This is a genomic window from Elstera sp. (assembly GCF_044372965.1).
GTDB lineage: Bacteria > Pseudomonadota > Alphaproteobacteria > Elsterales > Elsteraceae > Elstera.
In genome coordinates, this window is record NZ_JBILQX010000010.1 from 22321 (window position 1) to 45807 (window position 23487).

General features: G+C 62.5%; 23 protein-coding genes and 1 riboswitch. Of the genes, 8 read left to right on the forward strand and 15 right to left on the reverse strand.

What is annotated here, in order from left to right; all coding sequences use genetic code 11:
- Positions 1-38: 38 nt before the first annotated feature.
- The 4 genes from glmM (at position 39) to ACIQ36_RS02870 (ending at position 4100) form a co-directional block, all read left to right on the forward strand.
- On the forward strand, positions 39-1400 hold the full coding sequence (gene glmM, locus ACIQ36_RS02855) for a phosphoglucosamine mutase (RefSeq protein ID WP_395825551.1): 1362 nt from the start codon (positions 39-41) through the stop codon (positions 1398-1400).
- Between the two features lie 46 nt (positions 1401-1446).
- Positions 1447-2259, forward strand: coding sequence for a bifunctional hydroxymethylpyrimidine kinase/phosphomethylpyrimidine kinase (gene thiD, locus ACIQ36_RS02860; protein WP_395825554.1), 813 nt, complete (start codon positions 1447-1449; stop codon positions 2257-2259).
- Positions 2260-2323: 64 nt separating this feature from the next.
- Positions 2324-2402: riboswitch (SAM riboswitch) on the forward strand.
- A 63-nt stretch (positions 2403-2465) separates the two neighbouring features.
- Complete coding sequence (metZ, locus tag ACIQ36_RS02865; protein WP_395825557.1) at positions 2466-3668, forward strand: O-succinylhomoserine sulfhydrylase; 1203 nt, start codon at positions 2466-2468, stop codon at positions 3666-3668.
- 12 nt (positions 3669-3680) lie between these two features.
- Entirely contained in the window at positions 3681-4100 is a 420-nt protein-coding gene (locus ACIQ36_RS02870; RefSeq protein ID WP_395825560.1) for a rhodanese-like domain-containing protein, read from the forward strand.
- Positions 4101-4105: 5 nt separating this feature from the next.
- Here the strand turns inward: ACIQ36_RS02870 and ACIQ36_RS02875 are convergent, their stop codons facing one another.
- Positions 4106-4585 carry a MarR family winged helix-turn-helix transcriptional regulator gene (locus ACIQ36_RS02875; RefSeq protein ID WP_395825563.1) on the reverse strand — a complete coding sequence of 160 codons (480 nt, stop codon included), beginning with the start codon at positions 4583-4585 and terminating at the stop codon, positions 4106-4108.
- Positions 4586-4661: 76 nt separating this feature from the next.
- On the opposite strand from ACIQ36_RS02875, the gene ACIQ36_RS02880 reads away from it, so the two are divergent.
- Positions 4662-5036, forward strand: coding sequence for a cupin domain-containing protein (locus ACIQ36_RS02880; RefSeq protein WP_395825566.1), 375 nt, complete (start codon positions 4662-4664; stop codon positions 5034-5036).
- Here ACIQ36_RS02880 and ACIQ36_RS02885 read toward each other — a convergent pair.
- From ACIQ36_RS02885 to ACIQ36_RS02905, 5 genes are all read right to left on the reverse strand, one after another.
- Complete coding sequence (locus tag ACIQ36_RS02885) at positions 5033-5740, reverse strand: ABC transporter ATP-binding protein (protein ID WP_395825569.1); 708 nt, start codon at positions 5738-5740, stop codon at positions 5033-5035. The two genes, ACIQ36_RS02880 and ACIQ36_RS02885, sit on opposite strands and share 4 nt — an antisense overlap.
- On the reverse strand, positions 5727-6440 hold the full coding sequence (locus ACIQ36_RS02890) for an ABC transporter ATP-binding protein (RefSeq protein WP_395825572.1): 714 nt from the start codon (positions 6438-6440) through the stop codon (positions 5727-5729). Before ACIQ36_RS02890 ends, ACIQ36_RS02885 begins: the two co-directional genes overlap by 14 nt.
- A complete protein-coding gene (locus tag ACIQ36_RS02895; protein WP_395825575.1) occupies positions 6425-8293 on the reverse strand; it encodes an ABC transporter permease in 1869 nt (622 codons plus the stop codon). The genes ACIQ36_RS02890 and ACIQ36_RS02895 overlap by 16 nt, the downstream gene beginning before the upstream one ends.
- Positions 8294-8299: 6 nt before the next feature.
- On the reverse strand, positions 8300-9502 hold the full coding sequence (locus tag ACIQ36_RS02900) for an ABC transporter substrate-binding protein (protein ID WP_395825578.1): 1203 nt from the start codon (positions 9500-9502) through the stop codon (positions 8300-8302).
- Positions 9503-9648: 146 nt separating this feature from the next.
- Positions 9649-9963 carry a DUF3572 domain-containing protein gene (locus ACIQ36_RS02905; RefSeq protein WP_395825582.1) on the reverse strand — a complete coding sequence of 105 codons (315 nt, stop codon included), beginning with the start codon at positions 9961-9963 and terminating at the stop codon, positions 9649-9651.
- Positions 9964-10089: 126 nt separating this feature from the next.
- On the opposite strand from ACIQ36_RS02905, the gene pepN reads away from it, so the two are divergent.
- The 3 genes from pepN to ACIQ36_RS02920 all read left to right on the forward strand — a co-directional run bounded on the left by pepN (position 10090) and on the right by ACIQ36_RS02920 (position 15650).
- Complete coding sequence (gene pepN / locus ACIQ36_RS02910; protein WP_395825585.1) at positions 10090-12783, forward strand: aminopeptidase N; 2694 nt, start codon at positions 10090-10092, stop codon at positions 12781-12783.
- Complete coding sequence (locus ACIQ36_RS02915) at positions 12780-13979, forward strand: O-antigen ligase family protein (protein WP_395825587.1); 1200 nt, start codon at positions 12780-12782, stop codon at positions 13977-13979. The genes pepN and ACIQ36_RS02915 overlap by 4 nt, the downstream gene beginning before the upstream one ends.
- A 156-nt stretch (positions 13980-14135) precedes the next feature.
- Positions 14136-15650, forward strand: a complete 1515-nt coding sequence (locus tag ACIQ36_RS02920; RefSeq protein ID WP_395825590.1) for a diguanylate cyclase — start codon at positions 14136-14138, stop codon at positions 15648-15650.
- A 7-nt stretch (positions 15651-15657) separates the two neighbouring features.
- On the opposite strand, the gene ACIQ36_RS02925 is transcribed toward ACIQ36_RS02920, so the two are convergent.
- The 9 genes from ACIQ36_RS02925 to ACIQ36_RS02965 form a co-directional block, all read right to left on the reverse strand.
- Positions 15658-16062, reverse strand: a complete 405-nt coding sequence (locus ACIQ36_RS02925) for a VOC family protein (RefSeq protein ID WP_395825593.1) — start codon at positions 16060-16062, stop codon at positions 15658-15660.
- A 174-nt stretch (positions 16063-16236) separates the two neighbouring features.
- Positions 16237-17463 carry a diguanylate cyclase domain-containing protein gene (locus ACIQ36_RS02930; protein WP_395825595.1) on the reverse strand — a complete coding sequence of 409 codons (1227 nt, stop codon included), beginning with the start codon at positions 17461-17463 and terminating at the stop codon, positions 16237-16239.
- Positions 17464-17557: 94 nt separating this feature from the next.
- The gene (locus ACIQ36_RS02935) at positions 17558-17827 is read right to left on the reverse strand and encodes a DUF2312 domain-containing protein (RefSeq protein ID WP_395825598.1); all 270 of its coding nucleotides are present in this window, start codon (positions 17825-17827) and stop codon (positions 17558-17560) included.
- A gap of 146 nt (positions 17828-17973) precedes the next feature.
- Positions 17974-18855: an N-carbamoylputrescine amidase gene (gene aguB, locus ACIQ36_RS02940; protein ID WP_395825601.1), complete on the reverse strand. Its 882-nt coding sequence runs from the start codon at positions 18853-18855 to the stop codon at positions 17974-17976.
- Positions 18852-19886, reverse strand: a complete 1035-nt coding sequence (locus ACIQ36_RS02945) for an agmatine/peptidylarginine deiminase (RefSeq protein WP_395825604.1) — start codon at positions 19884-19886, stop codon at positions 18852-18854. Before ACIQ36_RS02945 ends, aguB begins: the two co-directional genes overlap by 4 nt.
- Before the next feature lie 18 nt (positions 19887-19904).
- Complete coding sequence (locus ACIQ36_RS02950) at positions 19905-21014, reverse strand: alginate lyase family protein (protein ID WP_395825606.1); 1110 nt, start codon at positions 21012-21014, stop codon at positions 19905-19907.
- Positions 21011-21844: an ABC transporter permease subunit gene (locus ACIQ36_RS02955; RefSeq protein WP_395825609.1), complete on the reverse strand. Its 834-nt coding sequence runs from the start codon at positions 21842-21844 to the stop codon at positions 21011-21013. The genes ACIQ36_RS02950 and ACIQ36_RS02955 overlap by 4 nt, the downstream gene beginning before the upstream one ends.
- A 3-nt stretch (positions 21845-21847) precedes the next feature.
- A complete protein-coding gene (locus ACIQ36_RS02960; protein ID WP_395825612.1) occupies positions 21848-22765 on the reverse strand; it encodes an ABC transporter permease subunit in 918 nt (305 codons plus the stop codon).
- Positions 22765-23487: ABC transporter ATP-binding protein (locus ACIQ36_RS02965; protein ID WP_395825615.1), on the reverse strand; the 723-nt coding region annotated here is incomplete at its 5' end. The genes ACIQ36_RS02965 and ACIQ36_RS02960, both read right to left, overlap by 1 nt.

Consider the following 23487-nt stretch of genomic DNA (forward strand, 5'->3'; position numbering starts at 1 on the left):
TGGTATAGAGCTTGGTTAATTTTGGTACTCGGGGTTTTATGACGCGCAGTCTTTTTGGAACGGACGGGATTCGGGGTCGGGCTAATGCCCATCCCATGACAGCGGCCATGGCCCTCCAGGTCGCGCAAGCGGCCGGGGCCTATTTCCAATCGGGCCAAGCGCGGCGACACGCGGCAGTGATCGGGAAAGATACGCGCCTGTCGGGCTATATGATCGAAGCGGCGCTGACGGCGGGGCTGCTCTCGCGCGGAATGGATGTGCTGCTGGTCGGCCCACTGCCGACCCCGGCGATTGCCATGCTGACGCGCTCGATGCGGGCGGATGTCGGCATTATGGTGTCGGCCTCCCACAATCCTTATGAAGATAATGGGATTAAGCTGTTCGGCCCCGATGGGTATAAACTCTCCGACGATGCCGAAGCTGAAATTACCCGGCTGATCGACGAACCGGATACCTTGCCGCCTTTGGTCGATTCGAGCCGGATCGGCCGCGCCAAACGCCTGGAAGACGCGGGCGGGCGCTATATTGAGTTCGCCAAATCGAGCTTTCCGCGCGGGCTTATTCTCGATGGGCTGAAGATCGCCATCGATTGCGCCAATGGGGCGGCTTACCGCGTTGCGCCAACGGTGCTGCGGGAGTTGGGGGCGGAAGTGATTCCGCTCGCGGTCTCCCCCGATGGCACGAACATCAACCGGGAGTGCGGGGCAACCGCCGTTGCGCATCTGGCGACCCAGACGGTTGCCCATGGTGCCCATATCGGCCTTGCTTTAGACGGCGACGCGGATCGGCTGATCGTGATCGACGAGACCGGCCAAGTGATCGACGGTGATCAGATCATGGCGCTGATCGCGACATCTTGGGCGCGCGCAGGGCTCCTGCGCGGCGGCGGGATCGTGGCGACGATCATGTCGAATATGGGGTTGGAGCGGCACCTGGAAGCGCAGGGCCTCGGCCTGACGCGGACCAAAGTCGGCGACCGTTACGTGCTGGAAGCCATGCGCGCGGAAGGCTTCAATGTGGGCGGCGAGCAATCGGGGCATCTGATTTTGGCCGATTATGCCACCACGGGCGACGGGTTGATCGCCGCGCTTCAGGTTTTGGCCTGTCTGGTCGAATCGGGCAAGCGCGCCAGCGAATTGACGCGGGTGTTCAAGCCCTTTCCCCAAATCTTAAAGAATATCCGGTACGCTCCGGGTGTCGATCCGTTGGCGCTCGACCCGGTCTTGACCGCGATTGCGGCGGCCGAGCACCGGCTGAAAGGGTCGGGGCGGTTGGTTATTCGCAAGTCGGGAACCGAACCTTTGATCCGGGTGATGGCGGAAGGGGAGGATTCGGCGCTGGTCGCCGAGACGGTGGATGCATTGATTGCGGTCGTGGCCTCTACGCTGGTTAAAGCCTAGAGTGATATGGAATAACGGGCGGGTTCAGGGATAAGGGAGGCACGGCATGCAGATCAAGGGACGGGTTCTGGTAGTCGCCGGCTCCGACAGCAGTGGCTGTACGGGTATTCAGGCCGATATAAAAACCATCCTCGCGCTGGGGGGGTATGCCATGTCGGCGGTTACGGCGGTTACGGCGCGCGACACGCTGGGGATCGTCGATATCCATCCGATTCCCCCCGCCTTCGTGCAACGCCAGATGCGCCTTGCCCTTCAAGATATCGGCGCCGACGTTATTCACCTGGGCATGCTGCATAATGCCGATCTCATCAATGCCGTCGCCGATGTGATCGAAGAGCTTGCCCCCGATGCGCCCGTGGTGCTCGATCCCGTCGCCGTGACCAAAACCGGGCGCTCCTTGCTGGATAAGGAAGGCATGCGCCATTTGAAAATCCGCCTGCTCCCGCGCACGACGATCATCACGCCGAACTTGCGCGAAGGCGAACTTTTGGCGGGCATGGATATTCATACCGACGAAGAGCGCCATCACGCCGCGCAAATGATGCTCACCTTAGGCGCGAAAGCCGTACTGCTGAAAGGTGGCCACGACGATCAAGACCCGGTGGTCGATCTGCTGGCAACCGAAGAGGGCGGCGTTACAGAATATTCCGCGCCGCGCGTAGAAACGCGGCATATGGCGGGGATTGGCTCCACTTTGTCGGCGGCGATTGCCTGCGGTATGGCGCAGGGACTGGAAGTACATCGGGCGGTGGAACGCGGGCGGGCGTATCTGCAAGCCTGTATCAAGGACGCGCCGGGCTTCGGGCATGGGACAGGGCCGATCAATCACGGCGTAAGCATAGCCCCGTTTATGCTGTAGGAAAAACGGGATCGCTGCAAAAGCTTGCGCCTTGACATTCGCCAAGCGGCATAATAAGAGCTTTAATACTGTTCGTGGTGATTTGAGCCGACCGGCTTGCGGCCACGTTAAATAATCCGCTAAAAGGTCGTGCGCTCGGGCTATCCCCCGCGAACACCTGCCGGTCGACCGTATTTTGGGATCGAATGACAGCAGGAGTGGGCGTAATGAGCGAGTTCTCCAACTCTCCAGATCAGTTAGACACTCTCCTCGTGCGGGGCGGTTTGACGCGCTCCAACTTTGGCGAAACCTCCGAGGCGATCTTCATGACCTCGGGGTTCGTCTATGAAAGTGCCGCCCAGGCCGAGGCGCGTTTTACCGGCGACGATCCGGGGTATGTCTATTCCCGCTACCGCAATCCCACCCTGGAAGGCTTTGAGCAGCGGATGCGCTTGCTCGAAGGGGCGGAAGCCTGTCACGGCACCGCCAGCGGCATGGCGGCGGTGTTTGCGGCGCTGGCCGCCAGCGTTAACGCAGGCGATCACATTATTGCAGGGCGCGCCTTGTTCGGTTCCTGCCATGTCATTCTTACGCAGCTTTTGCCGAAATGGGGCGTGACGGCGACCCTGGTGGATGGGGCCGATCTGAAGGCCTGGGAAGCAGCCATTCAGCCGAACACCAAGGTTTTCTTCATGGAAACCCCGGCGAATCCCACCCTATCGCTGATCGATGTTAAAGCCGTCGCCGACCTTGCCCACAGCGTCGGCGCGACGCTGGTGATCGATAATGTTTTCGCAACGCCGCTGCTGCAAAAGCCGCTGGAATTAGGGGCCGATATCGTCACCTACTCCGCGACCAAGCATATCGACGGGCAAGGCCGCTGTTTGGGCGGCGCGGTGCTGGGCTCGGCGGCCTTCTGTACCGATAAACTTCAACCGTTCCTGCGCCACACCGGCCCGGCGCTAAGCCCGTTCAATGCGTGGCTGCTGGTCAAAGGGCTCGAAACCCTGTCTTTACGCGTCGAACGTTCCTGCGACAGCGCGGCGGCGCTGGCCGATCAACTCTACGGCGATAAAGCCGTCGCCCAGGTCCTCTACCCGCACCACAAAAGCCACCCGCAATATGAGCTTGGTAAGCGCCAGATGACGCGCGGGGGAACCTTGCTCGCCATCGAACTCAAAGGCGGGCGTAAAGCCGCTTGGGCGTTCATGGATGCGCTCCAGACGGTGGATATTTCCAACAACCTCGGCGATTCGCGCTCGCTCATCACCCACCCGATGACGACGACGCACCGCGCCATGCCGGAAGAAGACCGCACGGCGATGGGCATCACCGAAGGGCTGGTGCGCCTCTCCGTTGGGCTCGAAAGCCTGAAGGATCTTCAGGACGATATCGCGCGCGGCCTTGCTGCCGCCGCCGTCCACGCCTAAGGAGCGTTTGAAATGAGCGAATATGCCGGGGATGTCTCCCCAACCGAAACCTGGGCGGCGCTTAAGACCGATCCCGCCGCCGTGTTGATCGACGTGCGTACCCCCGCCGAATGGGCCTATGTTGGCCTGCCAGATGTGGCGAGCCTGGGTAAGCTTGTCCTCACCGTCGCTTGGCAAACCTGGCCGGAGGGGCAGCAGAACCCTGCCTTCCTCGCCGAAGCGCAGGAACAGGGGCTGAAGCCGGGCCAGCCGGTTTATCTCCTGTGCCGCTCCGGCGTGCGCAGTCTGGCGGCGGCGAAAGCCCTCACTCAGGCGGGCTATGGCCCCTGCTACAATATCGCCGGCGGCTTTGAAGGCCCGCTCGACCCAACCCGCCATCGGGGTACTTTGGCGGGTTGGAAGCTGGAAGGGCTGCCCTGGCGGCAGGGGTAAGGAAGTTAGGGGGCTGGGGGAGCTTTCGGCGGAGGGCCATCTGCGCGATTTAGCCGATCTAGGGCCGCGCGAAACTGCCGAAAACTCTCTTCCCCTAAAGTGGCCCGATACTCGGCCTCAATCTCTACCTTGATCCGGTTCGCCACTCCAAGCAGCGCGATGCCCTGGTCGGTGTAGTGGATAAGCTTGCCGCGGGCGTCCGCCGGATCGGGCGCGCGGATGACGATCGCCTCAACAACCAATTCATCGACGAGTTGCTGAACGGCCTGCTTGGAAATGCCCATGCGGGCCGTCAGTACCGACTGGCGCGTTCCCTCAAGGTCGAGATGGGCGAGAACCGCCGCGCGCGCTTCGAAAAACCACGGATAGCCGGCGGCGACCATTGCTCGGTCAAACCGCTGTTTCCACGCTTGCGCGGCTTGCCATAGGGCCCACCCAATATGATCGGGTAAAAGCGTCTCAATATCGTCAATTTTCTTGACCAAATACGTTAAGCCTTATAGTCAACTTTCTTGACGAAACCCCGTTGGGGAATCGGACTGACGAAAAGGAATAAGCTGAATGCGCCTAATTTTAAAGAAAGACGCGCCGGAATTTGCCATTCCCGGCGTTACCTTTATCGGCTTGGCCGCGCCATCGCGCGGGGCGACCGAAACGGCGGTCTGGCGGGCGATCATCGCCCCCGAAACGCCCGGCCAACCCCACGCGCTGACGCGGGAAGAGATTTTTGTCGCGCTCGCGGGGGCTGCGGAAGTAACGGTCGATGGTGAAACACAGGCTTTCCGCGCGGGCGATTGCCTTATCGTTAAAGCCGGGCAGCAGGTTTGCCTTGCCAATCCCCATCGGGAAGCCTTCGAACTCATCGCGGTTTTACCGATTGGCGGACAGGCGGTTCTGGGGAACGGGGAAGCCTTCACCCCGCCGTGGGCGGCTTAAACGCCGAGCCACCGTTCCGTCAAAACCTTATCCGCCAAAAGCGCCCCCGTCGCCCCCGCCGCCTGAACTCTCCCACCGCCGAGTAGCAGCGCGCGCGGGGCGCAGGCACGGGCGACGGGGAGCATTTGTTCCGACAGCAGTAGGGTCAGCCCGGCGGCGCTCATGAGCTTGATGGCGTCGATCATGTCCTGAACGATCATCGGCGCGAGGCCTTCGGTGGGCTCGTCCAGAAGCAGCAGGCGCGGCTGCCCCAGCAGGCAACGGGCGATACTAAGCATCTGGGCTTCGCCGCCGGAAATCGCGCCGCCGCGTTGGTGGGAAAGCGGGGCGAGGGCGGGGAAAAGTTCCAGAATCCGCTTACAATCCCAGGGCGGCAGCGGCGACTCGGGATCGGGCGGGCGCAGGCCGGTGGCGAGGTTTTCGGCGACGGTGAGATCGGCGAAAATCCGCCGCTCTTCGGGCACATAACCGATCCCGGCGCGGGCGCGGCGAAACGGCGGCCAGCGCGAAATATCTTTGCCGCGCCAGAAAATCTGCCCGCTCTCCAGCGGGATCAGCCCGATGAGCGCTTTCATCAGGGTCGATTTTCCCGCGCCATTGCGACCCAGCAGCGCCAAAGCCTCGCCTTCGGCCAGGGAAAAACTCACGCCGTCGAGCACGGGCAGGCCGCCATAGCCGAGGCGGAGAGTGTCAACGGTAAGCATCGGCATTTCCCAGATAGGCGGCCTGAACCTCCGGGTTGGCGCGGATCGCCTCGGGCGTGCCTTGGGCGATGAGGCGGCCCTGGTGGAGCACGGCGATGCGGTCGGCATGGGCGAAAACCGCGTCCATATCGTGCTCGGTAAACAGCACCGAAACGCCCGTGGCGGCGAGGCGGGAGATCAGCCGGTAGAGGGCCGCGCGCTCGCCGCTGGCCATTCCGGCGGTCGGCTCGTCGAGCAAGAGGAGGCGCGGGGCCACGGCGAGCGCAAGGGCGAGGTCGAGCCGTTTGCGGTCGCCGTGGTCGAGCACCTGGGTTGGATCGTTGGCGCGGTGGGCGAGATCGACCTGGACCAGAATCGCCTCGGCCTCGGCCCCGCGTTTGGCGGCATGGGCGGCGACCGTCACGGCCTCGCGCACCAGCATCGACTCGAACAGGGCGGGCACCTGAAAACTGCGCCCGACGCCAATTTGCGCGAGCTTCAACGGAGATGGGTCGGGCAGGAGCGCGTCGAAATAGTGAAGCTCACCGCCCGCGACCGGCACTTGCCCGCAGAGCCGCGCGAAGAGGGTTGATTTCCCCGCGCCATTGGGGCCGATCACCGCTAGCCGTTCGCGCGGGGCGAGGCGCAGGGTGAGCGGGTGCAGGATGGGCCGGTCGCCATAGGAGGCGCTGATCCGGTCGGCCTCTAGCGCCCAAACCATCGTGGCCTCCCGGATTTTAGCGCCAACCGACCGAAAATCAGCCCGAGCAGGGCGACGCCGAAGATTGCCCGCCAATAGGGCGTGCTGCGGATCAACTCGCTGTGCAGCGTATGGAAGACCGCCGCGCCGCCGAACGCGCCGAAGAGGGAGAATTGACCGCCCAAGACCAGCATCACCAGCCCGTCGACCGACTGGCTGAGGCTGGCCAGTTGGGGAAATGCGCTTCCGCGCGTCAGCACGGTCAAGCCCCCCGCCAGCCCGGCGATGGCTCCCGACAAGGCAAACGCGCGCAGTTTGATGGTGGTCATTGACAGGCCCGAGGCGGCGGCTCGGCCCGGATGGTCGCGGAAGGCGCGCAAGAAGGCCCCCGTCGGCGCGAAACTGAGGCGGCGCAGCAGGATGCCCATCGCAACCGTTAACGCTAACGCCAGTAGAAAGAATACGCCCCGGTCGGCAAAAAAACCGCGCGGGCTGAGCCCCAGCAAACCGTCGTCACCGCCGGTCCAATCCTTTGCTTGAATGGCGAGCGACCAAAGCCCTTGCGCCACAGCAAGGCTGACCATCGCCAGCGACACGCCCGACAGGCGCACGGCCAACGCGCCGACGCCGAGGCCGCCAAGCCCGCCGATCAGCGTTGCCGCCCCTAAGCCCAGTGCCAGCGCCCCACCTTCCGGCAGATCCAGCCGGGCAAGCGGCAGCGTTAGCGCCAGCCCATAGGCCCCGAGCCCGAAGAACGCCGCCTGCCCGAAGGTCACAAGGCCGCCGACGCCGATCAGCCAGTGCAGCGACAGGGCAAACAGCCCGAGGCAGAGGATTTCCGTCAGCAACAACAGCCCATAGGCGCGGGGGGAGCCGGGGAGCAACCCGAGCCAGAGCGGGGCGGTTGCCAGCGCCAGCAGCCCGAGCGCGAGCGCCTGCTTCTGCCAAAGCGTCCAGAGTTTCAGCGGCGGCGCGCGCTCGGCCAAGGGGGGCGGACCCGGTGGGGGTGGGGGCTTGCCGCCGAGCCCCTGCGGGCGCAGCCACAGCGTGAGCGCCATAATCAGGAACGGGAGCACAAGGCTCGATTTCGGCCAGATCACCAGGGCCGCCGATTGCACCAGCCCAATGAGGAAGGCCGCGCGAAAGGCCCCGCCGACGCTGCCCAAGCCGCCGACCACGACGACGACGAAAGCATCGACGACCAAGGTCAGATCGAGCCCCAAATGGGCGGCATCGCGGGGCAGCAGCAGCGCACCGCCGAGCCCCGCGAGCCCCGCCCCGAGGGCAAAAACGGCAGTGCGTAAGTGATCTTCGCGCACGCCCAAGGCCCCCAACATCGGAGCGTCGAGGGTCGCGGCGCGGATGAGAATGCCGAAGCGGGTGCGCGTCATCAACCGATGGAGGCCGAAAGCGACCAGCGCAGCGATAGCAATCAGGAAAAGATTATAGACCGGGTAGCGCCGCTCCAGCAGCGTGATCGAGCCCGATAGGCTGGGCCAACGCGGCCCCAACAGGTCTTCCGGTCCCCAAATCGCAAGAGCCGCGTCTTGGATAATCAGCACCAGCGCGAAGGTGGCGAGCAATTGGAAGAGTTCCGGCGCGCGGTTCAGCGGGCGGATAACGCTGCGCTCGATCCCGGCCCCCAGAAGCGCCACAGTCAGCACCGCGCCCAAAATAGCCAACGGGTAGGGAACATAGGCCAGCAGGCTATAGGTGAGAAACGCCCCCAGCATCGCAAGGCTGCCGTGGGCGAAGTTCACCACCCGGCAGACCCCGAAAATCAGCGTTAACCCGGCGGCGATCAGAAACAAAACCCCGCCGCTGACCAGCCCGTTCAGCAGAACAAACAGCAGGGTTTGCAGCGTTTCCGTCATGCTATCCTATTTGCGCGCGTCGGCAGGGCGGCGGTTGCGGCCTTCGTCTTCGCTGGGGAGAACGTCGGCACCGTCGATATAGCGCCAGTCTACCATAAGACCGCGCCCGTCCTTCTGGCTGGTTTTCCCAACGAAGGCCCCGAGGGTCGATTGATGGTCGCCCGCGCGGAACTTGGCCGGGCCGAAGGGGCTGTTAAACTCCAACCCGCGGTAGGCGGCGATCAGTTTTTCCGTCTCGGTCGATCCGGCTTTCTTCAGCGCGGCGGCGATGGTGTGGATCGTAGTGTAACCGACGACTGAGCCCAGGCGCGGGCTGTCCTTGAACTTCGCTTCATAGGCCGTTCGGAAGGATCGATGCGCTTCCGTATCGATCTGCGACCAGGGATAGCCGGTCACGATCCAGCCTTCCGGGGTTTCCTCCTTCAGTGGATCGAGATATTCCGGCTCGCCGGTGAGGGCACTGACCACGGCGCGGCCCTTGAACAGGTCGCGGCTATTGCCTTCCTTCACGAAGCGCGCCAGATCCGGCCCAAAGGTGGCATTGAAGATGGCTTGGGGCTTAGCCGTCTCGACACCTTCCACCGTAGCCCCGGCATCGAGTTTGCCTTGTGCGGGCCATTGCTCGCCGACCCAAGTGACGTCTGGGCGCTTGGCGGATAGGGCCTGTTTGAAAGCCGCAACGAAAGCCGTGCCATATTCATAGTTGGGGGCAACCGTGGCCCAGCGCGTCGCCGGAAGCTTGGCGGCTTCGGCGGCGAGCATTTCGGCCTGCATCGCGGTGGAAGCGCGCAGGCGGAAGACGTAGCGCGAGCCCTTGTCCCACACGAGGGCGTCCGACAGCGGCTCCGAGGCCACGAACAGAATCTTCTGCCGGTTGGCGTAATCGGCTACAGCAAGCCCGGTGCCAGAGGAGAAGGTTCCCGCCAAAAGATCGACCTTTTCCGCCGTCACCAGCTCTTCGGCGTGGCGGGCTGCGTCGCCGGGTTTAAAACCATCGTCGCGGAACACCACTTCCAAAGGCCGCCCCAGCACACCGCCCGCGCGGTTGATTTCCTCCAGCGCAAGCTCGATGCCCTTCTTATAGGGAAGGGTGAAGGCGGCGAGCGCCGTATAGCTGTTGATTTCGCCGATGCGAATGGGATCAGCGGCAAAAGCCGGGGGCGCACCAAGGGCGACGACAAGGGAAACGGCAAGGCGGGTGCGGCGCATCCGGGGGGCTCCTCAAAGACAGGCAGGTAGGCCGTAACGAGAGGGGCACCCTGGGTTTTTCTGACGCTAGGGGCAAGCTATGCCGCCGGGCCCCGGCCACGCGCAAACTGCAAGGGCATACGAATACAGCGTTCGTGGGCGAATGATTAAAGGGTCTCGACAGTTCCGCCGGGTAGAGCCGTGCGCAGCCGGGCCGGAAGCTCCGGCGCAATTTCGGTCTCAGTACAAAAGGCCAAAAGCTGCGCCTCGTCGCCCAGGAGAAAATCGAGCACGCCCCCCAGGAAAGCCGGATCGGCGGCGCGGGCGCGCACTTCATCCGGCCAAAGGCCCGTGGTCGCCATCAGGCCGGAGAGGCGGTCGGGTTCGGCAGCAATCCAGGCGAGGGCCTGCAACGCCAGCGTTTCGGCACTGGTGCGGTCGGCGGTCGAGACGGATGCGCGGTCAGCTTTCGGGAACTGCATGGCCGTTACAATAACGCCGACCCTCCAAAAATGCGAGGGCTCCCCGCAGGTGCGGAAAGCCGATTGCAGGTTTGCCCCGGCTCTGAAATGGTCTCTGTCATCTGGTTTGTTTTAAAGGATTTGATCGTGGCCGATTCTTCCGCGCTTCCCCCCGCCTCGACCCCTGCGCCGATCCGTTTGGCCGATTACCGCCCGCCGCTCTATCGCCTGCCGAGTGTGGCGCTGACCCTGTGGCTGGACCGGCAGCAGACGCGGGTCGAAGCGCGGATTCGTCTGGAGCGCGATGGGGAGGTGTATCGGCCCGGTGAAGCTCTGCTGCTGCACGGGCGCAATCTGACTTTGGAAAGCCTCGCGCTTAATGGGGTGGCGCTGGTGGAAGGCCAGGATTACCGCCTGACCGATGAGGGGCTTTTGCTGCTCGCCCCGCCCGAAAGCGGCGAGTTGGTAAGTGTGGTAACGCTCAATCCCAGCGCGAATTTAGAGTTGGAAGGCCTCTATGCCTCCGGCGATATGCTCTGCACTCAATGCGAGGCGGAAGGCTTCCGCAAGATCACCTATTGGCTGGATCGGCCCGATCTTTTGTCGGTCTATACCGTGCGCCTGATTGCCGATACGGCGACGTACCCGGTTCTACTGTCGAACGGAAATTGTATCGAAAGCGGAACGATGGAGGGCGGGAAGCATTTTGCCGTCTGGCACGATCCCTTCCCGAAACCCGCCTATCTGTTCGCCGTGGTCGCCGGGAATCTGGTGAAAAGCGCTGATAGTTTCACCACGCGCAGCGGGCGCGCTGTCGCGCTCGAAATCTGGACGCGCGCGGCGGATGCCGCCAAGACCGGCCACGCGATGGCATCACTCAAGCACGCGATGGCCTGGGACGAGGAAGTTTTCGGTCTCGAATATGACCTCGATATTTATATGATCGTCGCGGTTGGCGACTTTAATATGGGGGCGATGGAAAATAAGGGGCTGAACGTTTTCAATACAAAATACGTGCTTGCCGACGCCCAAACCGCGACGGATTTGGATTATCAGGGCATCGAAGCCGTTATCGCCCATGAATATTTCCACAATTGGACCGGCAACCGCGTCACCTGCCGCGATTGGTTCCAACTTTCCTTGAAAGAAGGGCTAACGGTCTTCCGCGATCAGCAGTTCTCAGCCGATATGAACTCGGCGGCGGTGCAGCGGATTGCCAACGTGCGGGGTTTGCGCGCCAGCCAGTTCCCCGAGGATGTGGGGCCGACGGCGCATCCGGTGCGGCCCGATTCCTATCTTGAAATCAACAACTTCTACACGGCGACCGTCTACAATAAGGGTTCAGAAGTGGTGCGGATGTACCATACGTTCTTGGGAGCCGAGGGCTTCCGGCGCGGAATGGACCTCTACTTCGAACGCCACGATGGCCAGGCCGTGACCTGCGACGATTTCCGCGCGGCGATGGCGGACGCGAACGGCGTCGATCTACACCAGTTCGAGCGTTGGTATTCCCAGGCGGGCACGCCGGTTTTGCGGGTTTCGGATAGTTACGATTCTGAAACGAAAATTTATACCTTGACCCTAACCCAAGCCTGCGCGTCGACCCCCGGCCAGCCGGTTAAGGCGCCGTTTCTAATGCCGGTGGCGATGGGGCTGCTGACCGCTTCGGGTACGGAACTGCCGACGCGGCTGGTGGGGGAAGTTGCGGCGCATATCGGCACGCGCGTGCTCAAACTCACCGAAGTTCGGCAAAGCTTCCTGTTCGTCGATGTGCCAGACCATCCGATTCCGTCGCTCTTACGCGGTTTCTCCGCCCCGGTGAAGCTGGAGCGCGATTGGACCGATGCCGAGCTTGCAACGCTGGCGGCCCATGATACGGATGCTTTCGCGCGTTGGGAGGCGGGGCAAACGGTGCTGGTGCGCCATCTGCTCGCCGAAGCCGATCCGGCGAAAGTCGCGCCGAGTGCGGAGGTGCCGGAAACGGTCGCCGCCCTAATTGCGGCAACCTTGGCCCCCTTCACCGGCGATACGCTGGCGGCGGATGCCGACCCGGCTTTTGCCGCGCTCTGCCTTGCGCTGCCCGGCGAAGCCTATCTGGCCGAGTTGGTGAGCATCGTTCACCCCGACCGGCTGCACGCCGCGCGCAATGCCCTGCGGGTCGCCATCGGCCAGCGTTTCGCCACCGAGTTGCGGCTGATTGCCGAGCGCCTCGCCGATAGCGGCCCTTATCAACCAACCGCCGAGGCCGCCGGGCGGCGGGCGCTGCGGAACGTCGCGCTCGATCTTTTGTGCGCGAGCGGTGATCCGGCGGCGTTGGCACAGGCCGCACTCCAAGCGCGCGCGGCGGGGAATATGACCGACCGATTGGCGGCGCTCACCGCGATTGTCGATACCGATTTGCCCGCGCGCGCCGATATTCTCGACGCTTTCCGCGCTGATTTTGCCGATGACGCGCTGGTGCTGGATAAATGGTTCACCGTCCAAGCCCTCTCCCGCCGATCGGATACATTGGCGCAGGTGCAAGCGCTGCTCACCCACCCGGATTACGATGGGAAGAACCCGAATAAGGTGCGGGCGCTGGTCGGTGCGTTCACGGCGGGCAACCGCGCGCAGTTCCACGCTTTGGACGGGGCGGGCTATGGTTTCTTAGCCGAGCAAGTGATTGCCATCGATAAATTCAACGGCAAGCTCGCCGCCCGGATGGTGGCCCCACTGGGGCCGTGGAAGAAATTCGATCCGGCCCGACAAGCGTTGATGCGCGGTGCATTGGATCGGATTCGCAAAGTGCCGGGTCTTTCGAAAGACGTAACGGAAATCGTGGAGAAGGCACTCGTGGCGTGAGCCTGCGTCTCCCCGAAACGCTCAAAAACTCTGGCCTCGCCGCGCTGGCGGGGCTCGGTCTGCTCTTTCCCCAGGCGCTACCGATTGTGCTGGGGCTTCTGCTGCTGGTGATGGCGGTGGAGGCTTGGGGAGATGGCGGGTGGCGCGGGGTGCGGATGCTGGGAGCGGCACGGCGGTTGCGCTGGGCCGGGGTTGCCTTTCTCTTCCCGCTGCTCGCGCTGGCACTGAGCCCTTGGGCCGAATGGCCGGGGCCTGCCGTGGCGCGCGCCGGGCGCTTGATTGTAGAATTGAGCGCCGGTTTGGGCCTTGCCGCCTTTCTGCTGGGGTTCGATGGGGCGATGGCCGAGCGTCGCGGGCGGGCGGTGTGTTTGGGGCTCGCGGTTGGGGCGGCAGGCGCGGTTCTTGATCTTTTAAGCCATGGCGGCATGACCGGCTGGCTGCGGGGCCAACCCGTCGATACCCTAACCTATGGCCGCAGCGCCGTGCTGGCGGCGCTGGTTGCCGTCCCAATGCTGCTGGCCGCCCGCTTCCCCCTCTGGCAGCGCCTTGCCCTGGTCCTGCCTGCCGTAGTTCTGGCGCTGATGTCGGCCAATCTTGCCGCAAAACTCATTCTTCCGGCGGCACTCGCGGCGGCGGTGATCGGCATCTGGCGCTTGGGGCCGCTGCTTTTGGCCGGGTTGGTCTCGCTCGCGCTGCTCCTCCCGGCGCTGCTTCCCGTCGGGCTTACCCCGGCGGAAGACTGCGCGCTCTGGGCTGGGAAACCCTCGGCTGCGCACCGGCTTTTGATCTGGACCTATGCCGACGGCTTGATCGAGCAACGCCCCTGGACCGGCTGGGGGCTCGATGCGGCCCGGCGGTTAGGTGCTGTAGCCCCCGAAGCGCCGGTGCCCGCATGCGCCCAATCGGCCTTGGGACGCGACACAGTGCCGCTCCTGCCGCTTCATCCGCATAACGGGGCGCTTCAGCTTTGGTTGGAGCTTGGGGTTGGCGGCGCGCTGCTGCTGCCGCTGCTGCTAATGGCATTGGTCAGGCCGCTTGCAACGCTCGCAAAAGCTGATCGCATGACGGGAAGTGCGGCTGTCACAGGCGCGAGTGTGCCGTTTTTGGTAAGTTTTGGTTTATGGCAGGGTTGGTGGCTGGCGGCGCTTGCGTTATTTTGGGGGCTCATCTTGCTTTTTTCTGCCCGACGATCCTAAGAGAGCATTAATCTTGATCCGATAAGAATGGTCGTCAGAAACATTTGAATCGTAGCCCTTCGGTAGTCTGCCGATGCCGGGGAGGGGGGTAGAAAACTCATGGTGCCTCGGGCAAGGCTTTATCCACTGATACTGCTGCACAGTATAGCCTGCCTTATGTTGCTTGGGGTGGTGTGGGCGGCGGTCGATCTTGCCTTGCGGGCGCATCGGGACTATCAGCGGCAAACTGCCGAGACGATGGCCACCACCCTCGCCAGCGTAACCGAGCAGCATCTTCTATCGGCTTTAACGGATATTGACCGGACGAGCCTTGCCCTGCGAAGCGCGTATCTCCGCGATCCTGCGAGTTTTGATCGGTTTTTACGCGATGGCGGCATTCCGCAGTCGATTTTTCCCGCTTTTCAAATTTCCGTCATCAATTCGGCGGGTTTTTTGGCCTATAGCAGCACCCCTTCGACGACCGCCCCCGTCGATTTGCGCGACCGGCTGCATTTTCGCTATCATCTCACCGCGCCGGGGGATGAGCTTTACGTGAGCCGAATTGTTGTGGGCCGGGTTTCGAATACTTTATCGCTCCAGTTCACTCGAAAGATCATTGATCAAGCAGGGGGGTTCAAGGGTGTCATCGTGCTGTCGGTGGCCCATAGTTATTTTACGCAATTCTTGAGAGCCGCCGCGCTTGCGCCGAATGGGATCGTGGCCCTTGTCGGAATGGATGGCTGGGTGCGCGCGCGCGTCAATAGTAACGATGGGAGCGATGCTAATCTTTCGCTGACGATCTTCGAGAACCCGCTGCAAGATACGCCTTTCCTCGATCCGGCGCGCCCCAGCGGGGGCCTCTATCAAGCATCGAGTGCGATGGATGGTATGGGGCGGCTCGGCGCTTACCGTCGGCTTCCTGGCTATCCTTTGGTTGTCTTAGTGATGGTCTCCCATGAGATGATCGAACAGATAACCCAAGGGATTCGCGGGCCTTTGATCGGCGGCGGAATGGTTCTCAGCCTTTTCTTGATCGGGGGCTCTGCTCTTGGGCTACGCCATATTTTGCGGCGCGAAGCCACAATCACCGCGATGATGCAGCGGGAGGCGCAGTTGCGCGATCTTGCCAATAACGATGTTTTGACCGGCATCGCCAATCGTCGCTATTTTCTAGATAGGGCTGGGGTAGAGATTGGGCGGGCGCTGCGGCATCGGCGACCCTTAGCCTTGGCGATGCTCGATCTCGATCACTTTAAACGGATCAACGATCAATTTGGGCATGCGGGCGGCGATGCGGTACTGCAAGAAATAGTGCGGCGGATTCGCGCCCGCCTACGGCGCGAAGATTTGATTGGGCGGTTGGGCGGCGAGGAGTTCGCGATTCTGCTGCCGGAAACCGAGATCGATGGGGCCTTGACCGCGCTCGATCTCATTCGCGATTTGATCGCGGAAACCCCCTTCGTCATGCCAGACGGGCGGCAATCCCCCGTGACGGCAAGCATCGGCGTGGCCGACCTGCGCGCCGACAGCAGCCTCGTGTCCGTTACATTGGAGCAGCTGCTCAAGCGGGCCGACGATGCGCTCTATGCGGCCAAACGGGGCGGGCGCAATCGCGTTATTCTGGATGTCGGCCCGTCGCCGTTTAGCGCACCGTTTTCAACGACGCCCCCCAAGCCCGAGGGGGCGCAGTAAGCGGCGTTTAGCCCTCTTGCTCGGGCTTGCTAATCCGCTCATGGACGAGGTGAACGATTCCGCCCGGTGCGGCAATCCAATAACCTGGAAAATCTTCTGGCAGCGGTTCGATGGCGTCGCAGCGGTCGATCCCTTGGGCTTCCAGCCATTCGCTTGCGGCGTCCGCATCGGAGGTGCGCACTTCCAACCAAGTTTCGGCTTGGCTGAGGCTCGGCACCCGGTCGATCCACAGGCGCATTGAGCCGAATTTGAAGGTAACGCTGGTTTCATCGACCGAAAGTTGCTCGAACCCCAACACATCCCGATAAAAAGCCACCGCCTGCAAAAAATCCCGTGGGGGCATTTTAAGAGCGATGTTGCGGCCGGGGGAAAATTGCGGGCGTTCAGGCCCGTCCAAGCGCGTATCCGCCATAATTATTCACTCTCCGTCCCTAAAAGGATTGCTCACCCCGAGGTCGCTGGGGACATAGTCAAGGCAAGGGGCTCTTGATTTTCCGAAATGACACGGCCCGCCGGAAAGCATGCCATAAATATCGTCTCGCGAACAAGGAAGAGGCCGCGCCGGTTAAAAAAGAAGCGGCGGGGCCTATTTCTGCCCGTCGGCCATCACGCGGTTGCGCCCGGCTTGCTTGGCCTTGTAGAGGGCTTGATCGGCGGCTTTCATCACGGCCTCCCAATCCTCATAGCGCGGTGATTTTTCGGCGGCCCCGATAGAAATGGTGATTGTCACCTGCGTGCCGGAGGCTTTTGCCGCGTCCGGTGTTGGGGCCGATCCATCGGGTTTCGCCTCGGGCCGATCCTTACTGCGAACCGTAAACGGTGTCGCCGCCATCGCCGAACAGACGGCATCGAGATGCGGCAAGGCTTCGCGCAGGCTGCGGTTGGGGAATACGACCGTAAATTCCTCCCCACCGTAGCGGAAATAATGGCCGCCGCCGGTGATGTTGGAAATCACCCGGCCTACCCGGCACAGCACTTGGTCGCCCACGTCGTGCCCGTAGGTATCGTTGAATTTCTTGAAGTGATCGACGTCCAGCATGGCGATGACATAGCGGTCGCCAACGGTCGTCAGCAGGCTTTTCAGCGCGCGGCGGCCGGGCAGGCCGGTGAGTTCGTCGTGAAAGGCAACGCGGTAGGAGTTCTGGATCAGCGCCACGATCAGGGCTGCGCCCGCCGTGCTGAAATAGATGGCGCGGTACACCCGGTTATCGCCCAACGCAATACCGACCATTGCGAGCAGCAGCACTGTGAGAAGGCCGGTTTCGAGCGGGGTGGCTCGACGGCGGAACTGCCACAGCAGGCAGCCGGCGGCAATCACCGTGAAAACCAGGGCTGCATCGGGCAAATGCAGCCGCGTGGCGGCAGTATTCACCAGGAGTGTGCGCACCCACGACGGGGTCGGTTGTCCATTGGCGGCATGGGCCAAGATAATCAGCGCGGGGTAAACGATGAAGGCGACCCGTTCCAACCCTGGCCGGTTGAATAATCCGCGTTCGGGCAAGGTTGCGAGGCACGCGACCATGATCGGCCAGTACCAGGCGGCCCCGAAGCGCAACGTGTCGGCGGTAAAGGGGGCGCGGCCCGTTTGCTCCAGCAGGCCATGAACGGCGGCAAGGGCGACGAAGACCATCACCATATTGCCGACGCGGAACCGCCACGCAATCGCCGCCCCCGCGAGGCACACGAGCCAAGGCAAGGCGGCGAAGAGGCTTCCCCATTCCGGATCGGCCGCTTGCTGGAACAGCAGCGCCGCCAGCAGGGCGGCCCCCGGCAGCGCCAGGAAATCGAGCATGCGACGGAGTGCGGGTGGCACTTGTTCACCTTCGTCCGAACGTGGAAGCGGAAATCAGCTTAACGTTAAATTAGAGCAAATTCCCGCTATTTTTGAAGCGCTGGTGGTGACAGTTTTATTCGTCATCCGGGACGTCGGTTTCGAGCATTCCCAAAGCGCGTTTATACAGATCCAGCAGGGTTTCTTGCTCCTGCCGGTCGATTTCTTCCAGCTTACGCAGGCGACTGATCTGGCGCATGGTTTTAACGTCGAAACCATTACCTTTGGCTTCGGCAAAAACATCCTTAATATCGGCGGCGATGCCGGCCTTTTCTTCTTCCAGCCGTTCAACTCGTTCGATATAGGAACGAAGCTGATCGGCGGCGACGCCTCCAACATCGGTCATGGGTAGTCCTCTAGAGCAAATCCCGAGTGGCTGGAACCAGCCGCGACGACGCATTTGCGTCAAAACCAACAGGCTAGACCGACAGGGCTAGCCTACTTGGGTCGCGACCTTAGCGGGTCGGACGGGGCTTTAGCAAGCCGCTCTGTTCATTCTTCGTCCCCATCGTAGCCGAGGATCGCCTTGTAGAGTTCTGGGCGGCGGTCGCGGAACAGGCCCCAGCCTTGGCGGCGGCGGCGGATGGCGTCGAGATCGAAGGTGGCGGTAATCACGCCTTCCGACTCCCGGTCCATCTCGGCGACAATCGCCCCAGTTTCATCGGCGATGAAGGAGGTGCCGTAGAAGGTAATTTCGCTGGTCGCGCCCACTTCCCGCCCGACGCGGTTGGATGCTACCACGGGAACGATATTCGCGCCCGCGTGCCCCTGCATCACCCGCCGCCAGTGCCCGGCACTATCGTGCGGCGGGGCGGGGGGCGGTTCGGAGCCGATGGCGGTGGGGTAGAGCAGAATTTCCGCGCCCTTTAACGCCATCACCCGCGCGGCTTCCGGGAACCATTGGTCCCAGCAAATGCCAACGCCCACGGCGGCCGCGTCGGTTTCCCACACTTGAAAGCCGGTATCGCCGGGTGAGAAGTAGAATTTCTCCTGATAGCCCGGCCCATCGGGAATATGGGATTTGCGGTAGAGCCCCTGCGGGCTGCCGTCGCCGTCGATCATCAGCAGCGAGTTGAAATAGGCTTTTCCGGCTTCCTCAAAAAAGCTGATCGGCAACACGACGCCCAAATCTTGCGCCAGTTCCATGAAGTGAATGAGCACGGGATTGTCGAGCACGGGCCGTGCCCAATCGAAATAAGCCGGGTCCTGGTCCTTGCACCAATAGGGGCCTTCGAAGAGTTCCGGCAGTAGAATGAGGCGTGCGCCCATGGAGGCGGCCTGCTTCACCATTTCGGTGGCCTTGCCGATATTCTCTTCGGGGGAGCCGCCGCAGGACATTTGCACAGCGGCGACAGTCAGAAGATCTTCACTCATCGGGCCAGCGCTCCGCTCGGCTGTTGTTGGGTAATGCAGTGGATACCGCCGCCGCCCGCCGTGATGGGGAGGGCCGGGCGTTGGAGAATCTTATGGGTGGGGAAGGCTTCTTGCAGCACGCCCCGCGCATAATCATCGGCAGGATCATCGAAGCCGGACATGACGATTCCGCCATTGGCGATGAAGAAATTCGTATAGGAAAGCGTGAGGCGCAGCCCATTGAGGTCGCGCCGACGCGGCTGCGGCAGCGGCATCACGGTCAGGCGGCGGCCCTTGGCGTCGTGCATCTCGGCAAGACGGCGGAAGTTTTCCGCGAAGACGGTGAAGTTGGCGTCGTCCTTATCGCGGCACTCGGTCGCCAGCACCACGCCGGGGGCGGCGAAACAGGCGATTTCGTCGATATGGCCGTTGGTATCGTCGCCCTCATAGCCGCGCCCGAGCCACAGCACGGCCTCCACACCAAGCCAGTCTTTCAGGTTCGCTTCGATTTCGTCGCGGCTCAGCTTGGGGTTCCGGTTGGGGTGCAGCAGGCATTCTTCGGTGGTCAGAACCGTGCCGTCGCCGTCCACATGGATAGCGCCGCCTTCCAGCACGAAGGGGGCGTTGAACCGGCGCGCGCCTAGGCGCTCCAACACCCGGCCCGCAACTTTGGCGTCGTCGGCATAATCCGGGAAATTCTCGCCCCAGCAGTTGAACTGCCAGGAGACGCCCGCAACCGCGCCTTCGCCATTGGTTACGAAGGTCGGGCAGAAGTCGCGCGCCCAACTATCGTTCAGCGGCATCTCCCAGAGTTCGACCTCGCGCGAGAGCAGCTTAGCGGCGACGGCTTTGTCTTCCGGGCGCACCAGCATCGTGACCGGCTCGAACTCGCCGACGGCGTGGGCCACGGCGGCATAGGCGGCGCGGGCGTCGGCAAGCCCGTCCCCCCAAAGTTCGGCGCGGCAGGGGAAAGCCATGAAGCAGCGTTCGTGCGCGGCCCATTCGGCGGGCATGCGGAACCCGGCCTGAGCCGGAACCATGGAATCACTCATCATCGATCCTTAAACGCCCTATTGGGGCAGGGGCTTCGTGCCATAGAGGGTGGTCGTATCGCCGCCCATTTGTATCCAGGAAACATGACGGTTCGCGCTGAGGAACGGCACCAATCGCGCATCGCGGAAGCGAGTATAATAAGGCTCCATCCAGGCGGCCATATAGGGCTGAAACTTAGGCGGCCAGGATTGGGCAATCCCGCGCGCCTTCTGCACGAACGGGCCGGGGTCTTGATAGCCGCGAATGACGAGATCGGCCAAACGGCGCAGGGCGGCCCCTTCGGCGACATAGAGATCCTGGCCATTGCGGCTCAGGGTTTCCGCCGCCAAAACCAACGCACTGAGGGCGATCATATGGGTGTGGCGTAGGCGGCGTTCACGCAACTCCAGCCCCCGAATGAAACCCTGCGCGTCGATCCGGGTCAGGAACTGCTTCAGGCCGACAATCGCCCAGGTCGTCAGGCCGCGATCCTGCGCTACGATCCCCGTTAGCAAAACCGTGGTGAGCGCCCAGGCGCGCGCCTCTTCGCCAATCGCCTGGGCTTCCGGATCGCTCCAACGGTCTTTAACCAGCGTGCCGAGCTTCTGGAACCAGGCCTGTACCGGTTGCACTTTTGCAGGGGACAGGCGCGGTTCGGTCATCACCAGCAGCGCCGCTTGCGCAAGGCCCGCGATGATATTTTCCTGCTGGCGGTCGGCGGCAAGGGTTGACGGGTCGTCCAGCAAGCCATCGTTTTTAGCCCAGTCGTGCAGCCAATCCAGGGCACAATCGGCAATCGTCAGATCGGCGGGGGCGAATTTGAGATAGGAGAGCGCAATCGCCTGCACCCCGCGCGCATAATCTTCCGTTGGTTTAACGGCGGCGCGATGGCGGTTCTGGGCATCGACATCGACAATGCTTTGGCTGGGGTCGGTGAAGAAATCCACCCCTGCGACTTCCCGAATCGTTTCCGGAATCGCGGCGCAAGCGTAAAGACCCGCCGCTCTTGCAACCAAGGTCCGGCGGGCAACAACATCAAGCGGCCCTAACATCCGAGCCGGATCGGCTCCTTGAACCGGCGCTGCGAGAAGGAGGCTAAGCAGAACCCCCGACACCGCGCGCGCCCAAGACGCTTTTAGGCGCTTCATCCCCCCGCAGCCTCCCGCGCCGAGCGCTCTTTCTCCCGGTTTTGCCGGAACATCAGCAGGCCGGAAATGAGAATGCCCGTGGTGACAATCCCGACGATCAGCGTGGCGAGCGCGTTGATTTCGGGGCTCACGCCTAAGCGCACCTTCGAGAAAATCATCATCGGCAAGGTCGAGGAGCCCGGCCCCGAGACGAAACTGGTGATAACGAGATCGTCGAGGCTAATCGTAAACGCCAGCAACCAGCCCGAGACGAGGGCGGGTAGAATCAGCGGCAAGGTGATGAGATAAAACACCTGCCAGGGCCGTGCGCCCAAATCCATCGCCGCTTCTTCGATCGATTGATCCATATCCTTCAGCCGCGCCTGCACGATCACGGCGACGAAGGACAGGGTGAAAGTGATATGGGCGATGGTGATGGTATCCACCCCGCGCCCATTGGGCCAACCGATCATCTGTTCCAGCCCGACGAACAGCAGCAGCGAGGCCAACCCGGTAATCACTTCGGGCATGACGAGCGGCGCGGAGACGAGCCCGGCGAACAAGGTGCGGCCCCAGAAGCTGGGCATCCGCGCGAGGCAATAGCCCGCCAGCGTGCCCAGCACTACGGCCCCGGTCGCGCTCATCGCGGCGATCTTGAGCGAGGTGATAGCGGCCTCAATCATCCGCTCGTTGCGGAAGAGCTCGCCGTACCATTTGGTCGAAAAGCCCGACCAGACCGTGACCAGCCGGTTCTCATTAAACGAATAGAAAATCACCGACAGGATCGGCCCGTAGAGAAAGGCGTAACCCAACCCAAGGAAGGCGAAGAGCGCGACGGGGCGGCGGTTCATGGCTCAGTGCCCCCCGTGGGCGTGCGGGCTACCGCCTTGGCTGCGTTGCAGCAGCATGATCGGGGCGACCAATAGCAGCAGCATGGCAACCGCGACCGCCGAGGCGAGCGGCCAATCGCGGTTACTGAAGAATTCGGCCCACAGCACGTTACCGATCATCAGCGTCTCCGGCCCGCCCAAAAGTTCCGGCACAACGAATTCGCCCACGACCGGAATGAACACCAGCATCGATCCCGCGATGATCCCCGGCAGCGACAGCGGCAGGGTAATCAGACAGAAGGCCCGCAAGGGGCGGCACCCCAAATCGGCGGCGGCTTCGAGCAGCGATAGATCCATCTTCTCCAGGGTCGAGTATAGCGGCAGGATCATAAAGGGCAGGTAGGTGTAGACAATGCCGATATACACCGCCGTTGGCGTGTTCATCAGCGGAATCGGCTCCGAAATCACGCCCAACCATAGCAGCAGATTGTTCAACAAACCGTTATTGTTGAGAATACCCATCCAGGCATAAATGCGGATGAGGAAGCTGGTCCAGAACGGCAGAATCACCATCATCAGCAAAATCGGGCGGATGCCTTTATCGGCCCGCGCCATGGCGTAGGCCATCGGGTAGCCGATGAGCAGGCAGAAGAAGGTGCTGACCGCCGCTGTTTTGAGCGAGTTGAGGTAGGCCACCGCATAGAGATCGTCGCTGAACAGGAACATATAGTTCCCAAGGTTCAGCACCACTTGCAGCGCCTTGTGATCCACCCAATCGATGAGCGGGGTAAAGGGCGGCGTCAGGCTCGTGTCCGCCGTCGACAGGCTGATGGTCAGCACAATCAGGAACGGCACGAGGAAGAAGAAGCCAAGCCAACCGTAGGGAATGGCGATGACGGTGGAGCGGCCCATCAAGCGCCGCAGAAAGCCCGGCGGCGTCATTATTGCGCCAAAACCACGCCGCCATCGGCCGCCCAGCCGATATGCACGCGGTCTTCCCAGGTAAATTCACCTTCGGCCCAGCGGTCGAGGTTCGGCTGCGTCACGCGCACCTGCTTGCCGCCGCCGACTTCGATGAAATAGGTGGAGATGTCACCCAAATAGACGATCTGCTTGATGACGCCCTGCATCTGGTTCGGCAAATCGGCCAGCGGCGTCCGGCTCATGCGGATCTTCTCCGGGCGCACCGCCACGGAAAACGCCATACCGACCGTGCCGGTGATGCCGTGGCCGACGTGGATGCGGCCACCGAAATCCGGGCAATCCAACTCGGCCCGGTCGGGCTCATCCACCGCGAGCGTCGCTTCGAACAGGTTCACCGAGCCGATGAAATTGGCGACGAAGCGATTGTTCGGAAACTCATAAATCTCGGCGGGGGTGCCCAACTGCTGAATACGGCCCCGGTCCATCACCGAGATTCTATCGGCGAGCGTCATCGCCTCTTCCTGATCGTGGGTGACGATGACGAAGGTAATGCCGACTTTGCTTTGAATGTTCAGCAACTCAAGCTGCGTCTGTTCGCGCAGTTTTTTGTCGAGTGCGCCCAGGGGCTCATCCAGCAGCAGCACTTTCGGGCGCTTGATGAGGCTGCGGGCGAGGGCCACGCGCTGGCGTTGGCCGCCGGAAAGCTGGTGCGGGCGGCGCTTGGCGAAGCTGCCCATCTG

What these genes read in the sequence shown, in the direction of transcription:
- glmM (WP_395825551.1), top strand. Translation starts at nt 39, where the DNA reads ATGACGCGCAGTCTTTTTGGAACGGACGGGATTCGGGGTCGGGCTAAT.
- thiD (WP_395825554.1), top strand. Translation starts at nt 1,447, where the DNA reads ATGCAGATCAAGGGACGGGTTCTGGTAGTCGCCGGCTCCGACAGCAGT.
- metZ (WP_395825557.1), top strand. Translation starts at nt 2,466, where the DNA reads ATGAGCGAGTTCTCCAACTCTCCAGATCAGTTAGACACTCTCCTCGTG.
- ACIQ36_RS02870 (WP_395825560.1), top strand. Translation starts at nt 3,681, where the DNA reads ATGAGCGAATATGCCGGGGATGTCTCCCCAACCGAAACCTGGGCGGCG.
- ACIQ36_RS02880 (WP_395825566.1), top strand. Translation starts at nt 4,662, where the DNA reads ATGCGCCTAATTTTAAAGAAAGACGCGCCGGAATTTGCCATTCCCGGC.
- ACIQ36_RS02885 (WP_395825569.1), bottom strand. Translation starts at nt 5,740, where the DNA reads ATGCTTACCGTTGACACTCTCCGCCTCGGCTATGGCGGCCTGCCCGTG.
- ACIQ36_RS02890 (WP_395825572.1), bottom strand. Translation starts at nt 6,440, where the DNA reads ATGGTTTGGGCGCTAGAGGCCGACCGGATCAGCGCCTCCTATGGCGAC.
- ACIQ36_RS02895 (WP_395825575.1), bottom strand. Translation starts at nt 8,293, where the DNA reads ATGACGGAAACGCTGCAAACCCTGCTGTTTGTTCTGCTGAACGGGCTG.
- ACIQ36_RS02900 (WP_395825578.1), bottom strand. Translation starts at nt 9,502, where the DNA reads ATGCGCCGCACCCGCCTTGCCGTTTCCCTTGTCGTCGCCCTTGGTGCG.
- ACIQ36_RS02905 (WP_395825582.1), bottom strand. Translation starts at nt 9,963, where the DNA reads ATGCAGTTCCCGAAAGCTGACCGCGCATCCGTCTCGACCGCCGACCGC.
- ACIQ36_RS02920 (WP_395825590.1), top strand. Translation starts at nt 14,136, where the DNA reads ATGTTGCTTGGGGTGGTGTGGGCGGCGGTCGATCTTGCCTTGCGGGCG.
- ACIQ36_RS02925 (WP_395825593.1), bottom strand. Translation starts at nt 16,062, where the DNA reads ATGGCGGATACGCGCTTGGACGGGCCTGAACGCCCGCAATTTTCCCCC.
- ACIQ36_RS02935 (WP_395825598.1), bottom strand. Translation starts at nt 17,827, where the DNA reads ATGACCGATGTTGGAGGCGTCGCCGCCGATCAGCTTCGTTCCTATATC.
- aguB (WP_395825601.1), bottom strand. Translation starts at nt 18,855, where the DNA reads ATGAGTGAAGATCTTCTGACTGTCGCCGCTGTGCAAATGTCCTGCGGC.
- ACIQ36_RS02945 (WP_395825604.1), bottom strand. Translation starts at nt 19,886, where the DNA reads ATGAGTGATTCCATGGTTCCGGCTCAGGCCGGGTTCCGCATGCCCGCC.
- ACIQ36_RS02950 (WP_395825606.1), bottom strand. Translation starts at nt 21,014, where the DNA reads ATGAAGCGCCTAAAAGCGTCTTGGGCGCGCGCGGTGTCGGGGGTTCTG.
- ACIQ36_RS02955 (WP_395825609.1), bottom strand. Translation starts at nt 21,844, where the DNA reads ATGAACCGCCGCCCCGTCGCGCTCTTCGCCTTCCTTGGGTTGGGTTAC.
- ACIQ36_RS02960 (WP_395825612.1), bottom strand. Translation starts at nt 22,765, where the DNA reads ATGACGCCGCCGGGCTTTCTGCGGCGCTTGATGGGCCGCTCCACCGTC.